This window comes from Pirellulales bacterium, assembly GCA_019636335.1.
GTDB lineage: Bacteria > Planctomycetota > Planctomycetia > Pirellulales > JAEUIK01 > JAHBXR01.
Genome location: JAHBXR010000038.1, coordinates 1 through 22,542, shown reverse-complemented (window position 1 = coordinate 22,542; position 22,542 = coordinate 1). Strand labels below are relative to the sequence as shown.

18 protein-coding genes and 1 tRNA gene are annotated in these 22,542 nt (G+C 62.4%); 13 read left to right on the top strand and 6 right to left on the bottom strand.

Translation table 11 applies throughout. From position 1 onward, the window contains the following. Positions 1 to 328: 328 nt before the first annotated feature. The 9 genes from KF708_23590 (at position 329) to KF708_23550 (ending at position 5,742) form a co-directional block, all read left to right on the top strand. Positions 329 to 850 carry an RNA polymerase sigma factor gene (locus KF708_23590; protein MBX3415688.1) on the top strand — a complete coding sequence of 174 codons (522 nt, stop codon included), beginning with the start codon at positions 329 to 331 and terminating at the stop codon, positions 848 to 850. Next, on the top strand, positions 847 to 1,815 hold the full coding sequence (locus KF708_23585) for a hypothetical protein (protein MBX3415687.1): 969 nt from the start codon (positions 847 to 849) through the stop codon (positions 1,813 to 1,815). Before KF708_23590 ends, KF708_23585 begins: the two co-directional genes overlap by 4 nt. 376 nt (positions 1,816 to 2,191) lie before the next feature. Then, complete coding sequence (locus KF708_23580; GenBank protein MBX3415686.1) at positions 2,192 to 2,698, top strand: DinB family protein; 507 nt, start codon at positions 2,192 to 2,194, stop codon at positions 2,696 to 2,698. 82 nt (positions 2,699 to 2,780) lie between these two features. After that, the gene (locus KF708_23575) at positions 2,781 to 3,146 is read left to right on the top strand and encodes a winged helix-turn-helix transcriptional regulator (protein MBX3415685.1); all 366 of its coding nucleotides are present in this window, start codon (positions 2,781 to 2,783) and stop codon (positions 3,144 to 3,146) included. Beyond that, complete coding sequence (locus KF708_23570; protein MBX3415684.1) at positions 3,143 to 3,649, top strand: SRPBCC domain-containing protein; 507 nt, start codon at positions 3,143 to 3,145, stop codon at positions 3,647 to 3,649. Before KF708_23575 ends, KF708_23570 begins: the two co-directional genes overlap by 4 nt. Positions 3,650 to 3,688: 39 nt before the next feature. Continuing rightward, positions 3,689 to 4,144: a DoxX family protein gene (locus tag KF708_23565; GenBank protein MBX3415683.1), complete on the top strand. Its 456-nt coding sequence runs from the start codon at positions 3,689 to 3,691 to the stop codon at positions 4,142 to 4,144. A gap of 60 nt (positions 4,145 to 4,204) precedes the next feature. After that, on the top strand, positions 4,205 to 4,579 hold the full coding sequence (locus KF708_23560) for a DUF1428 domain-containing protein (GenBank protein ID MBX3415682.1): 375 nt from the start codon (positions 4,205 to 4,207) through the stop codon (positions 4,577 to 4,579). A gap of 45 nt (positions 4,580 to 4,624) precedes the next feature. Continuing rightward, a complete protein-coding gene (locus KF708_23555) occupies positions 4,625 to 4,798 on the top strand; it encodes a hypothetical protein (protein MBX3415681.1) in 174 nt (57 codons plus the stop codon). 242 nt (positions 4,799 to 5,040) lie between these two features. Next, on the top strand, positions 5,041 to 5,742 hold the full coding sequence (locus KF708_23550) for a hypothetical protein (GenBank protein ID MBX3415680.1): 702 nt from the start codon (positions 5,041 to 5,043) through the stop codon (positions 5,740 to 5,742). A gap of 144 nt (positions 5,743 to 5,886) precedes the next feature. On the opposite strand, the gene KF708_23545 is transcribed toward KF708_23550, so the two are convergent. Beyond that, positions 5,887 to 6,987, bottom strand: coding sequence for a DUF2804 domain-containing protein (locus KF708_23545; GenBank protein MBX3415679.1), 1,101 nt, complete (start codon positions 6,985 to 6,987; stop codon positions 5,887 to 5,889). 208 nt (positions 6,988 to 7,195) lie between these two features. Here KF708_23545 and KF708_23540 point away from each other — a divergent pair, with 208 nt between their 5' ends. The 3 genes from KF708_23540 to KF708_23530 all read left to right on the top strand — a co-directional run bounded on the left by KF708_23540 (position 7,196) and on the right by KF708_23530 (position 11,987). Further along, positions 7,196 to 8,677 carry a TIGR04222 domain-containing membrane protein gene (locus KF708_23540; GenBank protein ID MBX3415678.1) on the top strand — a complete coding sequence of 494 codons (1,482 nt, stop codon included), beginning with the start codon at positions 7,196 to 7,198 and terminating at the stop codon, positions 8,675 to 8,677. A 180-nt stretch (positions 8,678 to 8,857) separates the two neighbouring features. Then, on the top strand, positions 8,858 to 10,948 hold the full coding sequence (locus KF708_23535; GenBank protein MBX3415677.1) for a neutral/alkaline non-lysosomal ceramidase N-terminal domain-containing protein: 2,091 nt from the start codon (positions 8,858 to 8,860) through the stop codon (positions 10,946 to 10,948). Positions 10,949 to 11,069: 121 nt separating this feature from the next. After that, positions 11,070 to 11,987: a terpene cyclase/mutase family protein gene (locus tag KF708_23530; protein ID MBX3415676.1), complete on the top strand. Its 918-nt coding sequence runs from the start codon at positions 11,070 to 11,072 to the stop codon at positions 11,985 to 11,987. A gap of 32 nt (positions 11,988 to 12,019) precedes the next feature. On the opposite strand, the gene KF708_23525 is transcribed toward KF708_23530, so the two are convergent. Together KF708_23525 and KF708_23520 are read right to left on the bottom strand one after the other, a co-directional pair. Beyond that, positions 12,020 to 12,093: transfer RNA gene (locus KF708_23525), tRNA-Val, on the bottom strand. 283 nt (positions 12,094 to 12,376) lie between these two features. Next, a complete protein-coding gene (locus KF708_23520) occupies positions 12,377 to 17,497 on the bottom strand; it encodes a putative Ig domain-containing protein (protein MBX3415675.1) in 5,121 nt (1,706 codons plus the stop codon). Positions 17,498 to 18,205: 708 nt separating this feature from the next. On the opposite strand from KF708_23520, the gene KF708_23515 reads away from it, so the two are divergent. Beyond that, entirely contained in the window at positions 18,206 to 18,811 is a 606-nt protein-coding gene (locus tag KF708_23515) for a hypothetical protein (GenBank protein ID MBX3415674.1), read from the top strand. A gap of 562 nt (positions 18,812 to 19,373) precedes the next feature. On the opposite strand, the gene KF708_23510 is transcribed toward KF708_23515, so the two are convergent. From KF708_23510 to KF708_23500, 3 genes are all read right to left on the bottom strand, one after another. Further along, positions 19,374 to 19,973 (bottom strand): recombinase family protein, encoded by a 600-nt coding sequence (locus KF708_23510; GenBank protein ID MBX3415673.1) that lies wholly within the window; start codon positions 19,971 to 19,973, stop codon positions 19,374 to 19,376. A gap of 120 nt (positions 19,974 to 20,093) precedes the next feature. Continuing rightward, positions 20,094 to 20,762: an AAA family ATPase gene (locus KF708_23505; GenBank protein MBX3415672.1), complete on the bottom strand. Its 669-nt coding sequence runs from the start codon at positions 20,760 to 20,762 to the stop codon at positions 20,094 to 20,096. A gap of 91 nt (positions 20,763 to 20,853) precedes the next feature. Beyond that, a complete protein-coding gene (locus KF708_23500; GenBank protein MBX3415671.1) occupies positions 20,854 to 21,546 on the bottom strand; it encodes a hypothetical protein in 693 nt (230 codons plus the stop codon). Between the last annotated feature and the right edge of the window lie 996 nt (positions 21,547 to 22,542).

Genomic DNA, 22,542 nt, shown 5'->3' with positions numbered 1-22,542 from the left:
CTTGGCAGACGCGGATTCTAGCACATCGCCGGCCGGCGAGCCTGTCGCCCGGTGGTGAGGGTCAAGCATTTGGACCTATGCGTGAACGGCATGCTCGGGGGCGTTGGTCTCGGACCATTCGTTCCGCGTGGTCGCAGGCCGGGACGAAGTACGGATCGGGTCCCCGCCAGAGATGCCCACGGGCCGAAAAGGGGGGCTTTCGGGTGAAACGCAACGCCCCCTGGCGTGTTGTATAGGGTAGAACGCGAGCCTTATTACCGGCCTGCGCGCAAGGCAATCGGAGAGCTCGCGTTGCAGATGGCCCCTCACGTAGTCGAGGTCATCGACATTGGAAACTTGGATCACGCTCGCCTTGCCGGGGGCGGTCGCCTATGCCACCTCGCTCTTAGGCGATCGCAATCGCGGTGAGGACATCGTGCAAGACTGCATTTGCCGTCTGCTGGGGCACGCTGCGCGCTACGATCTGCCACGCGATGGCCGCAAGCTGTTGTTCCGCGCCATTACGAATGCCTGCATCAACGAACGCACACGCGGAGAACGAACTTTGAGCCTCGATGAACAGGGACGCCCGCCCGAAGGGGGCACCTGGGAGTTGGAAGATATCACCGCTCCAACCCCCTCGACGCTCGTCCTTGCCGAAGAACTGCGGGTCACGATCGCCGAGGGGCTGCAAACGCTGCCGATCCGCCAACGCTCGGCGCTCGAGCTGTCGAGCTTCGGTTACCGCGCTGAAGAGATCGCCGAAATGTTGCAGGTGCAGAGCGACCACGTGCGACTGTTGCTCTTTCGGGCCCGCAAGGCGATGGCTGCGTTTCTCAACGCCCGCTTCTGCGAAGGGGTCGATCGATGAACCACCCGCAACCTTTCACCGAAGATCAGATCGAACCGCTCGTGCGTGCCGCGCTCGAGGCCGACGGACGCGGAGTCGACCTCGCGCGGATGCTAGCCACGATCGAGGCCCGCCTGGCAGACGGTCCCCAGGTGTCCCCGGCGCACGCGCCACGTCCGGCCGGGCTCAGCCTGCCCCTTTCACGTGCCTGGGCGGTGCGTGGGGGCGTCGCCCTAGCGGCGTGCCTGCTGATGGCTGCTGGATTGGCCACCTACTTTGCCGTCTCGCCGGTGCCGGCGAGCGCTTATTCGATTGTCGAATCGGCGCACACGGCGCTGGCCCCTTCCGCCGATCGTTGTTATCGCGTCGACTTGGAAAAGCTCCCCAGCGCGTGGAGCTTTCTCACTGACGGGGATCAGACACTGGTCTGGACGCGCGGCGATCGCTTTCGGGTCACCTCGTCGCAGCACGGCCATGAACTCGTCTGGGGACAGGACGAGCAGGAACGGACCTGGGTGGTCTTCGACAAGAAGTTCGGGCTGGTCTATGAGAAGCATGAGGTTCCCAAGCCACTTGCCGCGACGTTTGCCTATTTGAGCCTCGATGTACGTCTGCTGACGGGACAGATTCTCGAAGATTTCGATCTGGAACTGGACCAGGGATTCGATCGCCGCCAGCGCGAGTTGGTGACCGTCCACGCCAAGATCAAAAAGGCCCGCACCGGCTATACGTTCCATTCGGCCGAGCTCGATATCGATCCGACCTCGAAGAAGATTCTCCACATGGTGTTGTCGCAGTTCCACGGCAGCGCCGAACGGGGGCGTTTCGAGTTCTCGCTCGTGGCCGAAGATCCTCAATCGGCAGAGAGCTACGAGCTCGAAGCCTATCTTGATGAAGACGCCCAGGTCCTGGGACGTCAGCGCGCCCGCGAGCGCAATCGCAAGCTGATGGAGCTCGTGCGGATCCTCAAGGCAAGTGAGCGGTAGGTCCCCGCCTCTTGGACGCGAGCTGTCGGCGCCGCTCGGCCTTTCACCCAGGCCACGGCGCTCGACAGCTTCGCGCCCCAGGAAACCAGTCTCAGTTCGCGCGAATAGCGCCATTTCCTATCGCTCAAAACCGCCCTGTCTTTGCTTTCCGAGCGAGGGTTCGTTCTTTACGTCGTGGCGCCGATCGCTCCCCTGCTCTGCTAGAATTACACCCCAGCACCACGGACAGGTGCGGGAAGCTGGAGCCACCGTGGAGCCACAGCCGGAAACGCCTTTCAGTAATCGCGGAACGGTCATAGCGCGAGCACTTCCTCTGTTGCGGCAATGGGAAGCCATCGATCCTTCGATGTGCCGTTCGTCTACCAGGAGCTTTGTTATGTCATATGCCGATCTGATTCTGCCCGAGTTTGAACAAGAGATGGCCAGCACGCGCAAGGTGCTCGAGCGCATTCCCGACGACAAGTTCGAATGGCGCTGCCACGCGAAGTCGAACACGCTCGGCTGGAACGCCAATCACTTAGCAGAGATCCCTGGTTGGGTAGCGGGTACGTTGACGGGCGAGAGTTGGGATGTTGCTCCCGTGGGGGGCGAGCCTTACAAGTCGCCCAATTTGAAAACGACGCGCGACGTGCTGGCCATGTTCGACCAGAATGTGACCGAGGCCAAGGCGGCGATCCAGGCGGCGAAAGACGAAGACATCCACAAGATGTGGTCGCTGTTGCAAGCAGGGCAGCCGTTGTTCACGATGCCGCGCTCGGCGGTGATCCGCTCCTTCGTCATCAACCACACGATTCACCACCGCGCGCATGTCTGCGTCTACCTGCGGTTGAACGACATTCCAGTGCCGGGACTGTATGGGCCCTCGGCCGACGATCAGGGATAAAAAGCCTAGAGGGACCTAGTTGACATGCTGGCGTCGCCACTTTATTTTACCGACTGGTTAATTACCTGCATGGTGTAGTTCGATGCTCGCCGATCCGCTCAGCACGACCTTTTCGGCCCTGGCCGATCCCACGCGCCGCGCCATTTTGACGCGGCTCTCCGCGGGAGAGGCCTCGGTCACCGAACTGGCCGCACCGTTCGAGATGTCGCTCCCCGCGGTGTCGAAGCACCTCAAGGTGCTCGAGCGGGCGGGGCTCATCGAACGGGGCCGCGCGGCGCAATGGCGTCCCTGCCGGCTCAAGGCGCAGCCCCTGGCCGAGGTGGCCGCCTGGGTCGAGCAGTATCGACGCTTCTGGGATGAGCGACTCGATCGGCTCGATGAGTATCTGCGAGAATTGCAAGTGAAGCCGAAGAAAAAGCGTGACGCACGCCAGGGGGGAATGAAATGAGTGACCTCGCAACTTCCACGATCGCCCAGGCGGCACCGCAGGTGCATATCGTGCGAGACTTCGATGCACCGCGCGAGTTGGTATTTCTCGCCTGGTCGAGCGCGGCCCATCTCGAGCGGTGGTTCGCGCCCGAGGGGTGCAGGATTACGGTCCACGAATACGATTTTCGTCCCGGCGGCCGCATATGGACCTGCATTCACACCCCCGACGGGCACGAGTGCTGGTGCGTCGGCGCGTTCCGCGAAGTCGCCACGCCGGAGCGGATTGTCTTCACCATGATCGCGGCCGACGCGCAGGGCAAGCCGGTGGAACCGGCCGACGTGGGGATGGATCCTGCCTGGCCGCGCGAAACGACGGTCACGGTGACCCTGGATGAAGTAAACGGGCAGACGCGACTCACGCTCGATCAGACCGTGTCCGAAGCGCTCGCCCGGCAGACGGGGGCCTATCCAAGCTGGCTGTCGATGTTCGATCGTCTTGCTACATTGCTCTCCGAGCGTTGAAGCGTCTGGAGCCCGAGTGTCTCTTGCAACAAGGAAGTCATGATGAGCAGTGCCAACTCTGCAACTGCCGATCGAGTGTCGGTCGACGTCTCGCTTTTAATCTTGCGCGTGGTCGTGGGGGTCATCTTCGCAGCGCACGGTGCGCAGAAGCTGTTCGGGGCCTTCGGCGGTGCAGGGTTGGCCGATACGGTCGAGAAGATGGGGCCGCTGGGTTATCCCGTCACGATCGGCGAGTTCTTTGGCGGCGTCGGTCTGATCGTCGGCTTTCTCACGCGCTTTTCGGCGGCATCCAATATCGTGATCATGCTGGGGGCGATCGGCATGGTCCACGGCAAGAATGGGTTCTTCATGTCCAACGGAGGTTTTGAATACAACTTGGCGCTGATTGGTTTGCTGACGCCGATCATGCTCGCCGGGCCGGGCAAATTCTCCATCGGGCAGTATTTGCCTTTGCCCAAGAATTCGCAGGGACACCCGATTACGGTCCTCGAATAGCGCACTCGTCTTTCATCCATACGATTCGCACGCTTTTCACTCAGCTCTGGAGTTCTCCGCATGGCTCGCTACGTTGACGGTTTTGTCATCCCGATCCCCAAGAAAAGTATCGAGGCCTATCGCAAGATTTCGGCGAAGGCGGGCAAGATCTGGATGGAATACGGCGCCCTGCAGTACGTGGAATGCGTCGGCGAGCATTTCGATATTCCGGGCATGAGCATCACGTTTCCTAAGCTGGCGAAGACCAAGCCTAACGAAACAGTCGTCTTTTCCTGGATCGTCTACAAGTCGCGGGCCCATCGCGATCGGGTCAATGCCAAGGTGATGGCCGATCCACGACTCGCCAATATGGCTCCCTCAACGATGCCCTTCGACATCAAACGCATGGCCTACGGCGGCTTCGAGACGATCGTCGACATGACGGCCAAGAAGTAGCAGCGGGCAATACCGCAGTAGCAAACAGCAGTAAGGAGATCTGGCATGAGCGGCGTTCGCGTACTGGTCGGCACGCGGAAGGGGGCATTCATCCTTACTTCGGACAACAAGCGCGAGAAGTGGGAGGTCAGCGGCCCCCACTTTGCCGGATGGGAGATCTATCACCTCAAGGGCTCGCCGGTCGATCCAGATCGTCTCTACGCCTCGCAGTCCTGGTAAAAAACGGGGACCGCGCGTCAACCTTACGCAATCGTTAGCCGAGGGGCGACCTTACGCATTTGTTAGCCGAAAGCCTCTTCGACGAAGGACTCTTCGGACCGTATTATTTCTAGGACGATGCCGCGCTCGCGTGGAACGCTCCCCGCCGCGTCCTCCCCTCAGAATTGCATCCCGCCCCTCTGGCTCGCCGCACTGCGATAGAGACGTTGATCCAACGTCCATTCCGAAAGGACTGGTGCCACATGCGAATCGTTACCAGCTTGGCGTCTTGCTGCCTCGTGCTGACGGTCGGAACCGCCGCCGCGCAGGCGCCCGCCAAGCCCGCTGCCAAACCGGCACCTCAACCGGCGGCAACGCAAGCAGACACCATCCGCTGCGACAAGCAGATCGCCTATTGTCTGTTGCTCGATCATTGGAAAGAAATCGAAGTGGCTCGCGCGCTCGCTTCCCAGTTGCAGAGTGCCGAGGTGAAGCAGTTCGCCGGGCAACTGGTCGACGATCATTCCGAGGCGCTCGATACCTTGCGAGCCATCGCCGGCGAGGCAAGACGGAACCCCACCGCGGCGCCGACCACCACCCCCGCGCCAGGCACCCCGTCCGCGAAGACGCCCACGCAGCCGCAACCGGTCGTGCAACACAATCTCCCCTTCCTGCAGTTGAAACAGCACTTGACCGATCAGTACGTGCAATCGATCACGCAGGAGCTGGCCGCAAAGAACCCGGCCGACATCGATCACAGCTTCATGGAATACCAGGTATTCGGCCACACGGCCCTGGTCGACGAGTTGATCGTGATGAAGAGCTATGCCTCGCCGGCCTTGCAGCCCGTGCTCGATCGGGCGGTGCAAACGTCCAGGCAACACCTCGACCGAGCCAAAAAGATTCTGCACTCGATCGGGAATCGCGAAACGACGACCGCGGCCACCGGGGGCGGCAACGGTTAACGCCACGCCGGTATCAACGAGCCGGTCGAAGTGTCCCGCCCTGCTCGTCTCTCTCCGCGATCCTGACGACCTCTTCCTCGGCCTCATCGCGCCGGGCTCTTGCGCCATCTACGGACGCATCTCTGCCGAACGCATCGATCGGCATTACCACCGTTGCTGCATGTGCTCGGCGAAGCCCAGCAGATCTTTGACTTCGAGCGTGGTGCCGTCATCGAGTACGAGCGTGCCCGAATAGGAACCGTGAATCTTGAACAGTTCGGCCCGGGCAAAGCCGAGATCTTGCTTCGAGTGCTGCTGGTATATCGGGCGGAACGTTAGCGTCAGCCGGTCGTCGTTGCTGGTGAACTGCCAGGGTTGCATCCGGTCGGCGGAATCGAACTGCGCGTCGACGACATCGAGCTTGTGAAGCTTGCCGTCGACGAGAATCGCATTGCACGTTCCGTGCGCGTCGTCGCCGTAGCCGTGTCCCAGGTTGATCGCGACTTGATGATCGCCAGCCTTGCCTGCGGCCTGCCCCCAGAACCATTGAGACTCGCGCGGCCAGATGCCACGGCCCCAATCGAAGATGGCCCAGGCGTTCCCCTCGGGTAACGTATAGGTGCGCCCTTCGAGCGTCACCGTGCCCGTGGCCGGCAGGCCGAAGATCTTGTTCTCGTAGAAGAAGTGCCCTTCCTCGGCGAAGGGGCGCGTAATCGCCACGCTCTCGTGCGCGGGATCGTCTTGCAACTCGATCGTACCTTCCATCGTTGCCGCCAGCAGCGACTTTGCGAATTGGAAGCTGATCTCGCGTCGTTTGTCGGCGTACGCGAGTGAGACAAAGTCCTGGCCGCGTGCCAGACGCGTGCTGCCATAAGGATCGGGCGGCAACGCGGATTTCTCGAGGGGAGTCGGTGAGAGGAACATCGCGTTCTTGATCGACTGCGAGGCATAATCGATCAGCTCGGCACTGCACGCCACCAGCGGGCCGAGTTGCACGATGGTCACCCCGACACTGAACTCGGGGGACATGATCGTGAAGTGTTCCCACTCTTTGATTCGCGCATGGCGCGCGGCGGGGATGGCCGAGCGATTGTACTCGAAGAGACCTCGTCGAGCCCAGCCCCAGGCCGTCAGAGATCCGTTCTCGTCGAGCAGCGGCGTGGCGGTAGTGAACTCGCGCTGGTCCGTCTTCCGCGCAGGTTCGTATGCCCAGGCGTGCAAAGGCAGGCAGATCGCCAGGATTCCCAGGATGGAGCGTGCGTACATGCGTGCGTTTCGCGACTGAGGGTGTGGAAAGCATCGAACGTTCGGCCACATTATGCGTTGCGTGGGAGTCACGAGCAAATCGCCGGTAACGCAAGAGATTTCCCGCTTTGCCGTGTCCCAGGCGCTGGATGCTATGCTGCCGGGGAAGCCGCGTTACAATCCTGCGAGCAGGATATGCTGCGCTCGCGTTTTTGAAAGAGGGGCCACGATGCAACACGATTCCGCCCAGCTGCTCGATAAACTGCGCGCGTTCTCCTTTGACGAGCCAAACGCCCCTCGCCCCTTTTCGCAACGACTGGCCGAGGAGCAGGGATGGTCGCCAGCGTTCACGCGTCGAGCGATCGAGGAATATCGCCGCTTCGTCGTGCTCGTCATGACGGCTGGGCGGACGGTATGTCCTTCGGACGAAGTCGACGAGGTCTGGCACCTGCACCTGCTCTATACAAGAAACTACTGGCACGACTTCTGCCAAAACACGCTCGGGCAGCCGTTGCACCACGAACCATCGCGAGGAGGAACACAGGAACTCGCCAGGCATCGTCAGATGTATCGAGATACCCTTGCCGCCTACCGCCAGGTTTTTGGTGAAGAGCCTCCTGTCGATCTGTGGCCTCCGCTCGAACAGCGATTTGCCGAGAAGCCGACTCGTTCCGGACAAGCTTGGCCCCGTCGCGCGATCGCACGGCGAAGCGAGAGCATGCGACGTTGGCCTTGGGTCGTGAGTGCTGGCGTCACCCTTCCCTTGTTGGTTGCACTCGACGCTCCGCTATCGGTCGGAGCCATCAACCCGCTCGAGATGCGTGGTGTCGAGTTCCTCGTACTGTACGTTCTGCTCTTTATGGTGGCGTTCGTGGGGTCGATCTGGTTGCGGCGTTATTTGCGTGGGGGACACGCCGCCACGACGCTGAGTACGCACGACCTCGATCCTTACGAAATGGCATACCTGGCCGGTGGAATGCGCCGCACAATCAATACCGCGCTCGCCGAGCTGGTGCATCGGGGCCATCTGGAAAGCGATGGCAAGACACCACCGACGTTCGCCCAACGCACCAGGCCTGGAGCTGATTCGCACGCGATCGAGCAAAAGGTCTATCACTCCTTCGACGGTCAGCAGCAGGGCGGCACCGTGCAAACGGCACAACGTGACGGAGATGCCTACTGCGAGACCATCTTGCAAAAGCTACGCGAGGCTGGATTGGTCGTCTCGTCCGAGGCGAATTGGCTCGCTGTCCTGATTCCTTTATCGATTTTCATGGGCCTGACAGCATTCGGTTATTGGAAGATTTCAGTCGGCATGTCGCGTGAGCGACCGATCGGTTTCCTCGTCACGGCCTGCGTTATTACGCTACTGGTCGGGCTCGTAGGCTTCACGCATTTTTTGCACCGCACGGTGCGTGGCGATCGGCATCTCGAATCGTTGCGGAGCACTTTCGCCAATGTTCGAGACGAATTCAAACAGCAGCACCAGAGTGATTTTGTTCCGACCGGAGCCTCGACGGCTGCTTATCCCTTGGTGCTGGGACTGTTCGGTCTTGATCTGCTCAGATCGACTCCCCATAGCGACTTGGCGCAGTCTTTGGGCGAACGAGCGGCCTCGTCGGGTAGCGGCTGTAGTTCTGGCTGCGGCGGAAGCGGTTGTGGTGGCGGGGGGTGCGGAGGAGGATGCGGGGGCTGTGGTGGTGGCGATTAGACGTGCCGCGATGGCAGCCTTGGCAGGTCCGTAGGTTCCCCTAGGTGCGATTTTCGTTGACTTCCCTACCATGCGTTGTCCTTAATCGACGGGGTGTTGCCCTCCATCCCCCGCGTCACCGATGATGGTGTTGCCCGGATCGAGGCTCGTCTTGTCCAGCAACTGTCGAGAAAGAGATTCATGTTCAAGCGGATCGTACTGATGCTCGTGCTGGCCGGATGGTTGCCGAGCGCGAACGTCCATGCGGCTCACGATTTTCAGATTGGTCGAGCCAAGAGTGATATCACGCTCCCCGTCTGGGGAATCCAGATGTTGGGCTACGTCCATCCCAAGCAAATTGGTACCGGCATTCGCCAGCGGCAGTATGCCCGCACGTTCGTCATCGCTGATGCGCAGGATCAATCGCGCCTGGCGTACGTGACCTGCGAGTTGGCCTTCGTAACGCACACGCTCAAGCTGGCCGTGCTGGAGCGCGTGCGTGAGAAGCTCGGCGACCGGTACGATCACGCCAATCTCATTCTGGCCGGTACGCACACGCATGGCACGCCCGGGGGCTATCACCATCATCTTTCGGCAAGCGCCTTGGGTGGCGACTTCTTTCTCCAGGCCTTCGACGCCCTGGCCGAGGGAATCGCCGAATCGATCCTCGCGGCCGACGCCGACTTGCAGCCCGGCTCGATCTACATGGCTCAAGGAGAAGTGCAGGAAGGCAATGCGAATCGCTCGCACATCGCCTACCGCAACAATCCCGAGGAGGAACGCGGCAAGTACAAGAGCCCCGTCGATACGCACATGACGCTCCTCAAGTTCGTCCGCGACGACGGAGCGGTGGGCTTGCTCAACTGGTTTGCCGTGCATCCCACGTCGGTAAACTTTCACTACAAGCTGACCACCAGCGATAACAAGGGATACGCCGCCAGCGTGGTCGAAGAAATGCTCGCGTCGGAGGCGGAAAAATCGGGCCCCTTCATCGCCGCCTTTGCCAACAGCAATTGCGGAGACGCGACGCCGAATCTGAATCTCGATGCCACCGGGCCGGGCAGCACCGACTTGGAGAGTTGCGCCATTCAGGGAGGACGCCAGGCCGAAACGGCGCAGCAACTCTTTGCCTCGGCTGCTGAAAAATTGCAGGGAGCGATCGAGGTTCGCCATGCCTTCGTCAACCTGTCGAACGTGACCGTCGCCGACCAGTTCACCGGCGCTGGCGAGCAGCACACGGCGCCATCGGCCTGGGGCTACGCCTTTGCCGCCGGATCGGACGCCGAAGGGGGAGGACATCCCCTGTTTCACGAAGGCATGACCAAGACCGATCCCGGCATCGAAGCCCTGATTCGACTCGTGATGCCCAGCGTCAAGCCTACGCCCGAGTTCATCGAAAGTCAGAAGCCCAAGGCGGTGCTCATTGCCAGCGGACTGGCTCGCCCGCCGTTGCACGAGCAGGTTTTGCCTTTGGCCGTGGCACGGATCGGTCAGCTCGTGCTCGTCATCGGTCCGGCCGAATACACCACGATGAGTGGGCGGCGCTTTCGCGAGGCGGTGGGCCAGGAGTTGGGCGTCGATCCGAGCCACGTCGTCATTGCCGGCTATGCTAACGACTTTGCCGGCTACGTGACGACCTGGCACGAATACCAACTCCAGCAGTACGAAGGTGGCCACACCCTCTTTGGTCCCTGGTCCGAGGCCGCCTATCGGCAAGAGTTCGTACGCCTGGCTCAGGCCTTGAAGTCCAACGCGACGGTCGAGTCGCGCGACACGCCGACCGACATGCGTACGATTCCCCTACGGCCCACGAGTCTCGATGGTCCCGACGAGCAGCCGCCGGCGGGAGCCAGGTTTGGCGACGTCGCGACCGCGCCGCGCGACTCGTACAAGCCGGGCGAAACCATCACCGCCACCTTCTGGACGGGGTTGCCCGTGAATGGTTACGACCGGCACGACGAGTTCCTCGCCGTCGAGCGCCTGGTGCAAGAACCCGACACCTGGGAAGCGGCCCCGCAGATCGGCGACTGGGAGACCGCCGCCGAATGGAAACGCATCACGCCGGAAGATAAGAGTAAGAAGGCCCGCAAGTCCGATCGCACGGGCATTCTCGATCTGGCGCCACCGCGCTACGCGACGACTCCCGACCCGTTCCAGGTCAGTATCACTTGGGAATCGAAGCCAGACACGCCCCCGGGCACGTACCGTCTCGTCCACTATGGCCGCTATCGCGAGGGGGGCCAGGTCCACCGCTTCACGGCATACACGGCGCCTTTCAAGATCGAACCTTGATCGTGAGGATTGGAGTCGCGACATGCGATTTCTTCTGGCGGTTATCGTGCTGTTGAGTTGCTCTCCGAGGGTGCGTGGCGACGAACCTACCTTGTCGCATTCAGTGAACGCTTCGCCGTCCGTGTCACCACTCGATGCCACGATCGAGCGCGGCCTGGCGTTTCTGGTCCGCGATGCGCTCAAGTGGAAAGAGGAGCATGCCTGCGTATCGTGTCATCACGCCAGCATGGTCGTCTGGTCGCTGCGCGAGGCAAAGCTGCGCGGACATCGAGTTGACGAACCGGTGCTCGCGGAATTGTCGAATTGGGTTGCTGAATCGGGGGATGGCAACGTGGGCACGCCGCGACCGGAAAGCGTGCCCAACGCGCTGTACGAAAAGGCCGCGCTTTTCGCGCTGGCGCTGGCGATAGATCCTGCTCCCGATGTCAAGATGCAGGAGGGAGTGAAGCGCTATCTAGCCACGATCCGAGAAGATCAGAACGAAAACGGTTCGTGGTCCTCCTGGCCCGAGACACGCCCGCCAATCTTTAGCAACTCGGACGAGGGGGCCACCATAATCGCCGCACTTGCGCTACAGCCTGCCGCCGTGGCGGGAGACGAGTCGGCAAAGCACGCCGTCGATCGCGCCGCGTCCTGGCTCGCTTCGATACCCGTTTCTGACGACGCACAGGCGCGTGCCCTGCGGCTGGTGCTGTGGCACAAGCTCGGCCGACCCGCCGAGGAATGTCAGCCGCTGGTCGAGCAAATCAAGCAGCACCAGCAGGCCGACGGGGGCTGGCGTCAAACGCCCGACAGGCCGTGTGACGCCTGGGCCACGGGACAGGCGCTCTATGCCTTGGCGGTCGCCGGCGTGCCACACGACGATACCGCAATCGTGCGCGGGCAGGAGTTCTTGCGCACGACGCAGCGCGAGGATGGTTCCTGGGAGATGGTCTCGCGTCCGACGAAGCCGGACGACACGAGCAAGCCCGGTCCGATTCCCATCACCGGCGCCGGCAGCGCCTGGGGCGTGCTGGGACTGGTGCGCAGCAGCCGTTAAGACAGTCAGCTCGTCCACGGGTTTTTGAGAAATGGGCGATACAGGGCTCGAACCTGTGACCCCCAGCTTGTCGAGCTGGTGCTCTAGCCAACTGAGCTAATCGCCCGGATCGTCTGTAAGACAGCCTTCGCAAATCGCCAGAAGTGGGCAACCTTTGGGTCGACCTGCTCCTGAATGCTCCCCGCGACAACTGCCAGACAGGCAAATCTGACACGCCGATGGGGTTGCGTCAAGGGTATCTTGCGCCGAGGAATGCCGGCCTCGGCGCCGCGAAGCGAATTCTCCGAATAATCCAGAGGGGCCACTTGCCTCGATGGTTCACTCGAATGGCCGGATCGGACCGTTCGTAGCGTCTTTCGCGCGAGTCGAGACGCCTTTCTCTCCCGCGATTACAGTTCGGGCAGGGGGAAGGGGCTGGTGTCGGTTTGGGTTTCACCAGGCTCGTGGTCGTTGAGGATGTCTTCGAGCAGGCTGTAGAGATACCAGTCGAGGTCCGTCGCGCCGCCGGTGAGCGTGTCGATCTCGCCATCGTCGAACAGCGTCGTGCCGGGCTGCAGGTACGTCGTGCCGTTGGCGCCGCCGGCGGTGCCCGTCAGGTGCGCGATGCGATCTTCGTAGCTGTTGTTCGAGGTCCACTCGGTATGAATGGCGAGTAAGGCGGCAGCGTTCAGAGCAAAGGTCGTCGTATCGGCCACGAGCAAGTCCTCGTCGGCCTCTCCCTTGAGTGTATCGAGGCCGAGCCCGCCGAGGAGCACGTCTCGGCCGGCACCGCCCGAGATGCTATCCCGGCCCGAGCCGCCACTGAGGACGTCGTTGCCGGCGCCGCCGAGGAGCGTGTCGTTCGACTCGGCGCCGTCTCCGCCGGTGATGAGATCATCGTCGTTGCCACCATCGATCAGATCGTTGCCATGATGGCCGAAGATCTGATCGTTGCCCTCCTCGCCGAAGAGTCGATCGGCGCGGCCTTCGGCGCCGTCCCCCCCATCGCCCAGAATGGTGTCATCGCCGGCGCCGCCGTAGATGGTGTCTTTGCCCCCTTCGCTGCCGTCACCTTCGAGCAGGTCGTTGCCCGCTCCGCCGAGGATCGAATCGTTTCCTTCGGCGCCGTCACCCTTCGCGCCGACGAAATCGCCGCGCAGGATATCATCGGCAGCGCCGCCGATGAGGGTATCGTTGTGGCGTCCCCCTTCGAGGGTCGCCGAGATCGACGCGAGCGCGCCGGCGTCGAGCACGTCGTGGCCGGCGCCACCTCGGCCGATCACGCGCCCGGTAAGGCCCGAGAACGATTCGACGAAGTTCGTGACGACGCCCCCCACGCGCGTGGTGCGCACCTCGACTTCGTGCGGACCGGTCTGCTGGAACTGCACGGCATCGTCGCCGCCCGAGCCTTCCCAGACGACATCCGCGCCGATCTGCTCCAGGCTCCAGACGTGGATCGCATGGCGGGCATTTTCGCTGGCGCCGCCATCCTTATCGATGGCGCGGACCAGTACGCCGAACGTGCCGGCCGCGGCAAAGGTATGGCTCACCGTCGTGCCGCTCGGGCCGACGACCGTTTCGTCGTACGTGCCATCGCCGTTCCAGTCGATCTGGAAGGTGAAGCCGGCCGCCTGATCGCTGGCCTCGAGATCGAGCGCCGTCAGCGTAAAGAGGGCCGAGGTGACGTCGGCCCGCGCGATCAGGTCGCCGGTGACGCCCGCCACCGGCGGGGCGTTCTCGATCGTAAGCGTGGTCGAGACCTCGGTCACGCCGCCATCGTCGTCGGCCACGCGGAGCAGGATCGTGTAGACCTGCGTCCCTTCGGCAAAGCCGAGCGCCGCCAGTTGCGTCCAACTGAGCGTGGGCGTGCTGCCCGTGGCATCGTCGAAATCGAGATCGCCGTCGAGATCCCAGGCGTAGGTCAGCGGATCGTGGTCGCCGGCCGGATCCGTGGCAAGCGCGGCCAGCGAGAGGCTCTGCCCCACGACGACCGTGTACGGCCCGCCGGCATCGACCGTGGGCGGAGCGTTCAGAATCGTCAGTTCGATCGGCGCGGAGATCGTCACGCCACCATGACCGTCGTCCACGCGGACGCGCACCAGGTGTACGGCGGGGCCTTCTCCCAGGCCGAGCGCGACGAGCGTCGACCAGGCGACCGTGGCGGTGGCTCCCACGGCGTCGTCGAACTCGCCGTCATTGTCTACATCCCATGTATACGACAGCGTTTGATCCTCGGGATCGGTCCAGCCGCTCGTGGCCAGTTCGAGCGGTTGCCCCTCGACGACGGAGAAGGAAGCCTGCGAGCCCGGGGGCAGGGGGGCGAGGTTCGTGCTCACGATGAGCGTGCTCGCTTCGCTCGTGCCGTTGTCCTTATCGGTGGCGGTGAGGCGCGCCGCGAAGGTGTTGGCCGTGGCAAACGTGTGCGAGACGGTCATGCCGCTCGGGCCGGAGACCGTCTGATCGATGGTGCCATCGCCGTCCCAGTCGATGTGGAAGGTGAAGCCGGCCGCCTGGTCGGCGCTCGAGGGATCGGTGGCCAGCAGCGTGAAGAGCAGCGACTCCCCCGGCACGCCCGTCGTTGGCCCGGAAAGCGTGGCGGTCGGCGCGGCGTTGACCACCGTAATACGGAACGTCTGGCGATCGGGCAGCGCCGGCGAGCCGTTGTCCCACACCGTGACGGTGACCGGCATCGCTCCGGCCACTTGATCGTCCCAAAAGCCGATAAGGTTGCCGGTCGTCGGATGAATCGAAACCGCACCAGGCGCCCCCGGCTCGAGACTGTACGTCAACGTCTGCCCCACATCCGCATCGGTGGCCGTGGCCGCGATGAACAACGATGAACCTTCGACAATGGTAATGTCATTCAACAACGGCAATTCGGGTTGTGAATTGGCTGGCGGCCCCTTGATGTAGATGCTACTGGTGACCTTGGTGAAATAGCCCAGCGTGTGCTGCACGGTCATTTCGATGAAGTACGCCGTCCACCCTTGGCCTGGCGTCGGCACGTTCGCACGGACGACACCGTTTTCGAAAGAGAGTGCCGAGGGGACGTACGCCGCGCCAACGACGGGCCAGCGGAAGTCGCGCTTTGTGGTGTTCGTGGCCTGCCAGAGCGTGGCGCCCATGATCTCGGCACTGGTCGTCATCTCGATCGTGCCATCAGGCAAGAGCTGAAATTCATATTCGGGCAGGCCGACGCCATCGACGAAATTGAAATAGACATCGACCAATTCGAGGATCACCGTTTCGGCACTCGAAAGACCATGACCGGAATTGGCCAGGTAGCGAATATTCTTCGGCCCGAGCAGTTCGTCGTAATAGAACTGTGACGAATCGGGCACGAAGAACTCGTCGCCGCTCGCGTTCAGAATGTATTTGGGCAGCGTCAGACGCTCTCGGTACGAGAACGGATCCACCAAGGACAGCAACGCGGTAATCTGCTCTTTTCCAAAGTTATTGACGTCGAGAATCCCCTCTCGCACGTAGTCATTCACGGCGGAAGAGAACGTGCCGTTGTAATAGGCATAGTGGTGTGCAAAATTGGCGTCGAGATTCAATGCATCGAAGACCACGGGCAGCGCGCCGCCGACGCGTGGATCGGTGGCCGCCGCGAGCCAGGTGGTCCAACCCCGTTTCGAGCCGCCGCCGACGATGAACTCCGTGATCTCGCGATTCCCCCCCGTCGGCGACTCGAAGAAATCGGTAACGGCATCCATGGCGCGTAACGCGGCGCGGGTCATGGGCAGATTCACCGGCCAGGTCGGATCGCCTGTCTCCAAATACTTGCGCCACGAGTAGGCAATGATCGAATCTTCGGACCGTGACGCGGTCTCCCCCGCAAACAGCAAGGGCTGGTTGGGGACGCTGAACAAGTCGACAAAGATGCCGCGCGTCAACTTGGACAAAATGCCGGCGTAGTAATCCAACTCCGTGTCGAGCGGCGGCGTGGTGGTTCGGCTGCCCCCGTCGATGAAGAGCAGCACTTCGGTCCGACGCAAGTTGTCGGGCACGTAAATGTTCAACCAGTGTTGCCACAGGGGTTGATTCAACTCGGCAGCCGTGCGCCACGTGCCCGACGTGACCAACAGGCTGTACTTGGTAACGCCGTCTCCACGGATTCGGCTGCGCAAATCCCAGTTGTAGGCGGGATCGATCGCATTGACGAAGTCATCGAGCACGGTGCGTTCGCCGGGCGCGAAGACCGTCATCGCCACATCCATGGAATCGACCGTGCCGGCCAGGTCGCGGACCTCGATCGTGACGAAATAGCGCCCGGGTTCTACATCCACGGTCGACCAGGTAAACGCCCCCGTCGCGGCGTCGATCGTGGCCCCGACCGGTGCGCCGTCGGCCAGACTATAGGTCAGCACGTCGAGGCCGTGGTCTTCATCGAGAGCGGCAGCCGTAAAGGCGATCGTGCCGCCGGCATCGGTTATCTTGTTCGGAATTTGACGCAACACCGGCGCGTCGTTGACGACCGAGTAACCGCGGCCGAAGACCCCCAAAGAAGATCCGCCGCCCGACTCCTGGCCCGGACTTTGCCAGGCGATGAGAAAGTCGCCGTCGGCCTGCATGATCGCGGCCGGCAACGTTTGCGCGCCCGCGGCAAACGTGTTGACGACGAATTCATCTTCCAGGGCGTTGCCACTCGAGTCATATCGGCGTGCAACGATCGCTTCACCGTCGCCATCTTGTCCTGCGCTCTGCCAGGCGACCAGGAATCCGCTCGCTCCCACGGTGACTACGCTGGCGTTCGTCTGATTACCGGCCGAGACCTGGTTGACGACGAATTCACTGCTCGTGGCAGCGCCGCTCGCACTGTAGCGCCTGGCGACGATGCCCGAACCATTGCCGTCGACATTGGCGCTGTGCCAGGCAACGACGAACGATCCATCGGCATTGGCCGCAATCGACGGCGCCGATTGATTTCCGTCCGTGGTCTGATTGACGATGAACTCGTCGGCCAATACCGCCCCCGTGTTGCCATAGCGACGGGCGACGATCGTTTCGCCGCTACCATCCTGTCCGGCGCTGGTCCACGAGACGACAAAACGGCCCGTGCTGTCCATCGCTACAGCCGGCGCGAATTGATTGCCGGTCGTGGTTTGATTCACCAGGACCGCGCCCGCAACTGCGTTCCCATTCGCTTGATAAAGTCGCGTGTAGACCCCCAAGCCGCTGCCATCGCCGACCGAGCTTTGGTAGGCGACGACGAAGCGGCCGTCATCGGCCATGGCGACCGCGGGCGCCTGCTGGTTGCCGGTGGTGGCAGAGTTGACGACGAAATCGCCCGTCAGGGGGAAAGCATCGTAAGCGAATCGGCGCGCGAAGATGCCGTCGCCATTTCCGTCGCCGGTCGAAGATTGCCACGCGACGACAAAGTTGCCGAAGGAGTCCATCGCCACGCTCGGCGCCGTTTGATTGCCACTAGTGGCATTGTTGACCCGGAACTCCGCGCCCACGCGATCGCCGTACGTGCTGTACCGCTGAGCATAGACGCCGTCGCCGCTGCCGTCCTGCAAATTGCTCACCCAGGCCACGACGAACTGCGAGCTGTTCGGGTGATATCCAACAGCGACTGACGACTGATTATTCGCCGCGGTCGGGTTGAGTTGAAACTCGCTCCCCAGCGGAGATGCCGCCAGAAGCGAGCGATCTTCGAGCGGCTCCAGCCGCAGGCCACGCCGTTCAAGTCGATCGAACGTCGAATGCCAAGCGAGCCGGTTCCTACGAGCAGGCCTACGGGCGCGCAATGGCGCGCGAGATCTGGTTGGTGCCACGTCCAATTGCTCCCGGTCGAGACGGTTGAATCAATGTTTCCCGTATCGATCCGGAAGTCACCCTCATCCGGACGCAGGAACGCCCCCCTGAATGCCCGTAATCTAATAAGGACCCGGGAACGGGTCAACGAAACACGTCTTTACTCCCCAGACGCCGGCCGCGTAGAGTGCCTGCTCGACCTCGTGCCGACGGGCGCGCTACGACGCGACGCCCCCTTGGAGAAAGCCTCGTGGCGGCACAAGTTCGCGGCAGATCCCCCAGCTTTCCACCTCCCCGCCGCCACTGCTGCCAGCGCTCAAGTCGCCCCGCATCGCAGCCGATGACTTACCGATAACGTGGCCTCGCGCCGTCATGGCCGCTTCGCATATTTCCACCGCAGTGGTGTGCCGATGTATTGCTCGGAATGTGGCCAGAAGGCCCGTGGAAAGTTCTGCTCTCACTGTGGTCATCGGCTGCAAGTGCCTGCCACCGCCGAAACGCCGTCAACACTGCGCGTGCTCGACGAGACGCCTCTCCGACAGCAAGACGCCGAGCCCGAGTTGCCCGTCGATTGGGAGCAAGAAGTCCGCTACGAGACACTCCTCAACGTGACTCGCGTCCGCGACACTATCAATCGGCATGCCACGATGTCGCGCACGCCCCTCTCGGGCGAGGAATTTCTCAAACTGTGCGACAAGGTCATGCCCATGGGGGTACCGCTCGACAAGGTGGCCGCGCTCGTGCAACCCCTCTATGCGCGCCTTGGCATACAGACGGGCAAGCACCGTGCGGGCCAGGTACAGGCCCCTATCGGTCGCGTGATGTTGCGCATGCTCTGCTCGCTGGCGCGCAACGGACAGACACTACGACTCGTCACGCAGGCCGAAGACGGCTGCTGCTTCGAGGCGGTGCTCCCCTCCGACATGTTCGCGCTCGAGGGGAACTTGATCGTCGGCGTGCGCCGCGCGGCGGGCTCGACCGAGGTCACCGCCGCAACAAAGATTCCAGGCCAACTCTTCGACTGGGGGAAGAGCAACCGTTGCCTCGAAACGCTCTTCGTCGATCTCGAGCGAGACGTAGCCTGACAAAACGTCGATGCCACCTCGGCAGTGCGCAACCGAATGCCGCGATCTCTCGCATGCAACCAGCACAATCGCACACTCGACGGGACGTAAGTCTAATAGGCCCGCCAGGATTCGAACCTGGGACCAAGGGATTATGAGTCCCCTGGAGAATGCGCACAACGGTAATGCCGACAACGAGATACTGCATTCGTCAGCCGCCGAGGCAGCGCTAGACGCAGCGCGCGAATTGGGCACTGTTCACGACGAGTCGACTAACCTTCAATTGGCATCACTGTTCGAGGCATGGCCCAGATTGCCCGATTCAGTGCGGGCTGGCATCTTGGCGATGGTGACTGCCGTCGGTCAGGGCAATCGCTAAAAGCTCGCGCCATCCTATTTCTTCGGCTGGACGCTTCCGAACAGGCTATGTGATACAAGGGTCCTCTGGCGGCACCGGCACCCATGTCGACACTGTCGACGTTGCCACAACCCTCTTTTCCTCGCGTTTTAGAGGGGTTGTGTCAACGTCAACGCTGTCAGCGAACACAAGACGGTATATTGCTCGCCAGCCTGGCCTGCTGGACTAGGTTCTGTCACTGAGGAAGGCGTAAATGGTCGGCCGGCTTAGGCCCACGGCGCGGGCGATGGCGGCGATCTTCTGGCCCTCCTGGTGGAGTCGGCGCGCTGTCGCCGCTTGTTCTCGCGTGGCCCTGGTCTTGAGACTTCGACCGGGCTTCGAGCCGCCCCAGCGTTTGCCGGCGGCTCTGGCGGCAGTTTGCCCTGCCAGCACTCGCTCGGCGCGGACTTCCGTCTCGTACGCCGCGACCGACGCCAAGACGTTGGCCATCAGGCGGCCGGCTGGCGTTCCGAGATCGAGTCCGTCGCGGAGCGAGACGAGATCGACCTTCCAGGCGGCCAAGTCGTCGAACAAAGCGGTCAAGCCGCTCGCCGTTCGCCCCAATCGATCGAGGCGCCAGATAACAATTTTCGACACTTGGCCGCTCGCGGCGTTGGCCAGCAGACGCGTGATATCGGGCCGCTCCATCGAGCGTCCCGTGAAACTGTCCCGATACCAAATGACCGGCTCGTCTTGATGCTCGGCCCAACGCTTCAAATCGGGTTCCTGGCTGCGCTGGTCTTGTTGCTTCGTGCTGACGCGGCTGTAGATTGCAACGTGTTTCATAATGGCCTTTCGGCAGTGAGTGTAAGGGTTCAACTAAACTCGACCCTTGACGGTTTCGAGTCGTCGTAAGTTGTTTGAAATTGCCCGCGAAAGGGGCCAAGTGAGGAGCGGAATGACCCTTTACACTTGGCCCCCATCGAGACTGTCAGTCCGCCATGCCGCCCGCCTCGCCTCGATCTCTTGCAACATGGCGCGGAGATTGTTGCGGTGCTTCTGCGCCAGCTTGACGTAGGCGTCGATCGGCTTGCCGTCGAGCCCTTCGGCTTGGGCGATCATCCTGGCTCGCTCGGCGAATGGCTTGGCCAAGTCTCGGCGAGATAGCTCGATGCGCACGCAACGGCTCAAGAGGGGGCCAGCGTCGTCGTAATCGTCGAAAAGCGATTCCTGTCCGTCGTTCGTCGTCGTGAAGATCCAGACGACGTGCGCCGGCACACGCTCCAGCAGCACGAGTAGCTGGCGAATGGCATCCTTGCGCAGGCCGTGTGCTTCGTTGACGATGACGGCGCGGCCCCCCTTGCCGAGTCCGCGCGTGCGCAGGCTGTCTTCGAGCGTGCGCAGCCGGGCGGCCGTGCAATCGGTGGCGTCTAGCTCTTCGGTACACCAGTCGTCGGCCACGTCGGCGGCAATCAGGTGAGCCAGCGTCGTCTTGCCCGTGCCCGATTGGCCACTGATCCAGTAGGCTCGGCCAGCAAGTCCACGTGCGGCAATGCGTTTGATCGTCGAGACGGCTTTGTCTTGGCCGACTACTTCGGTCCACGTGCGCGGACGGTATTGTTCGTGAAGTTGCATGGAAGTAGCTCCCAATCTGGAGTGAATGATTCGAGAAAGCCGGCTCGCCCGCAGGCGCAGTGCGCCGCTTGCGGGCGGCCGGCAGCGAGGGTTAGGCGGCGGCAGTCTCGACCGTGGTCAGTTGCTCGGCCGTCGAGAGAATCAGCGCGACCGCATCGCACGTGCGTTTCAGCGCCCGCTGGCAGGCGACAAGCGGATCCAGGCCAGCGTCTCGGGCATAGGCCGAGACGTATTCCCAGCAGCCGCCACGATCGGCGGCAGCGTCATGGCCGAGAATCTCCAGCACGATGGCCCCGCCTAATTCGGCTACCGTCTCGCTGCGCCAGTGCTGGCCATGCTCGACAAGCTGGCCGAGACGATCGTCGGCAGCGTGGACCAACTCGTGCGCCCACGTCGAGAGATTCTCGACGCCTAGGGCGATGCCTTGACCGTGGCGATAGCGGCCCAAAGCCGAGCCGGCTCGCCCGCTGTACGTCTCGACGGTCAAACCCCACGAGCGTGCCACGTCGAGCAAGGGGAGCGATTCGATCCACGCCAAGGCGGCAGGATCGGCGGGCGGTAACTCGGCCCCTTCGGTCTGCGACAAGCCGAAGACGATGGCCGACTTGAACCCATAGAGGGCCGTACGCTGCGACGTTTCGCCCGTCTCGCTGTCGGTTGTCTCGAAACGCTTCGTGCAAGGCACAAGGATCGGGAAGCCGTGCTGGCCCTTGCGCACGTGGCGGCCGACGGCTTCCCATTGTCGGAAACCCCGGGCATCGCTGTAGCCGTGCAAGGCGACCAATAGTTGATTCGCCCACGACCAAGCCCGGCATGGCAGGCCGTCACGCCGCTCGATGAAGATCGGGGCCAGTGCCTTCGGTAACTCGCCCGCCTGGAAGGCGTCCAGAATGCGGGTGGCGGCGTCTTGCGCACGGCCGTAGAATCAGCACGTAGACATGGCAACTCTCCTATCTAGGGTTGTCGTGTTTAGGCCCGTGCGAGTGTTCCACCACTCGCACGGGCCGTTTTCATTGACACGCCGAATGCGTGTCCGCGGGAATCTTTGACAGTCGTTCGACATTCGTCAAAACGAATTCTTAAAAAGTCGTCTCGCAAGTCGTGTACCTGTATGGTGAAGAAATATTTTCTCGCGCGCGTCCGTGCGCGTGCGCTGCGAGCGAGCCTCTTACGCACATGTTCGCGCGTTCTTGCTGGATTGTTTGTGCGCCGTTTGAGGGCTGTTTTGCAGGCGTTTGACGCCTGTTGGCGAAACGCTGCGCTCAACGTCGGTCATCGCGCGTGCGCTGTCAATCTCGCGCCGTGTGTTGGCGCGATGCAAACGAATCGAAGAACGCGGCATCCAGCGCGCGCCGACGAAGGGGCGGAGGTAGGGGGTGGGGTCCCCAACGCCGCGCGTGCTCTATCTACCAAGTGCCCGGAGAATTTTTCAACGAAAAATCTCGCGGCAACAGGCACAAGGAGCGCAATTTGAGGTGGCGTGTCTTCCTGCCGGTCCGACAAGTGGGGCGCCAACACGGGCCGCCTTCTCGTGGGGCGCGGAGTAGAATCGCAGCCGCTGAGTTACACCGCAAAGACGCGGAGGACACGAAGATCCACAAGTTTCCGCGTGGTGGCCACGTTTTATGGAGGCAGTTCCATGTCTGCTCGATGGTTCGATCTTCCGCGCGGCTGGAACGACGCGGTGCGCTCCACCGTCTTGCACGTGATGGCGCTGGCGCATTTTTCCATCGTGCAGGCGCGGGGCCGCGCGGCGACGAGTCTTGATCCCCGCGTGCGG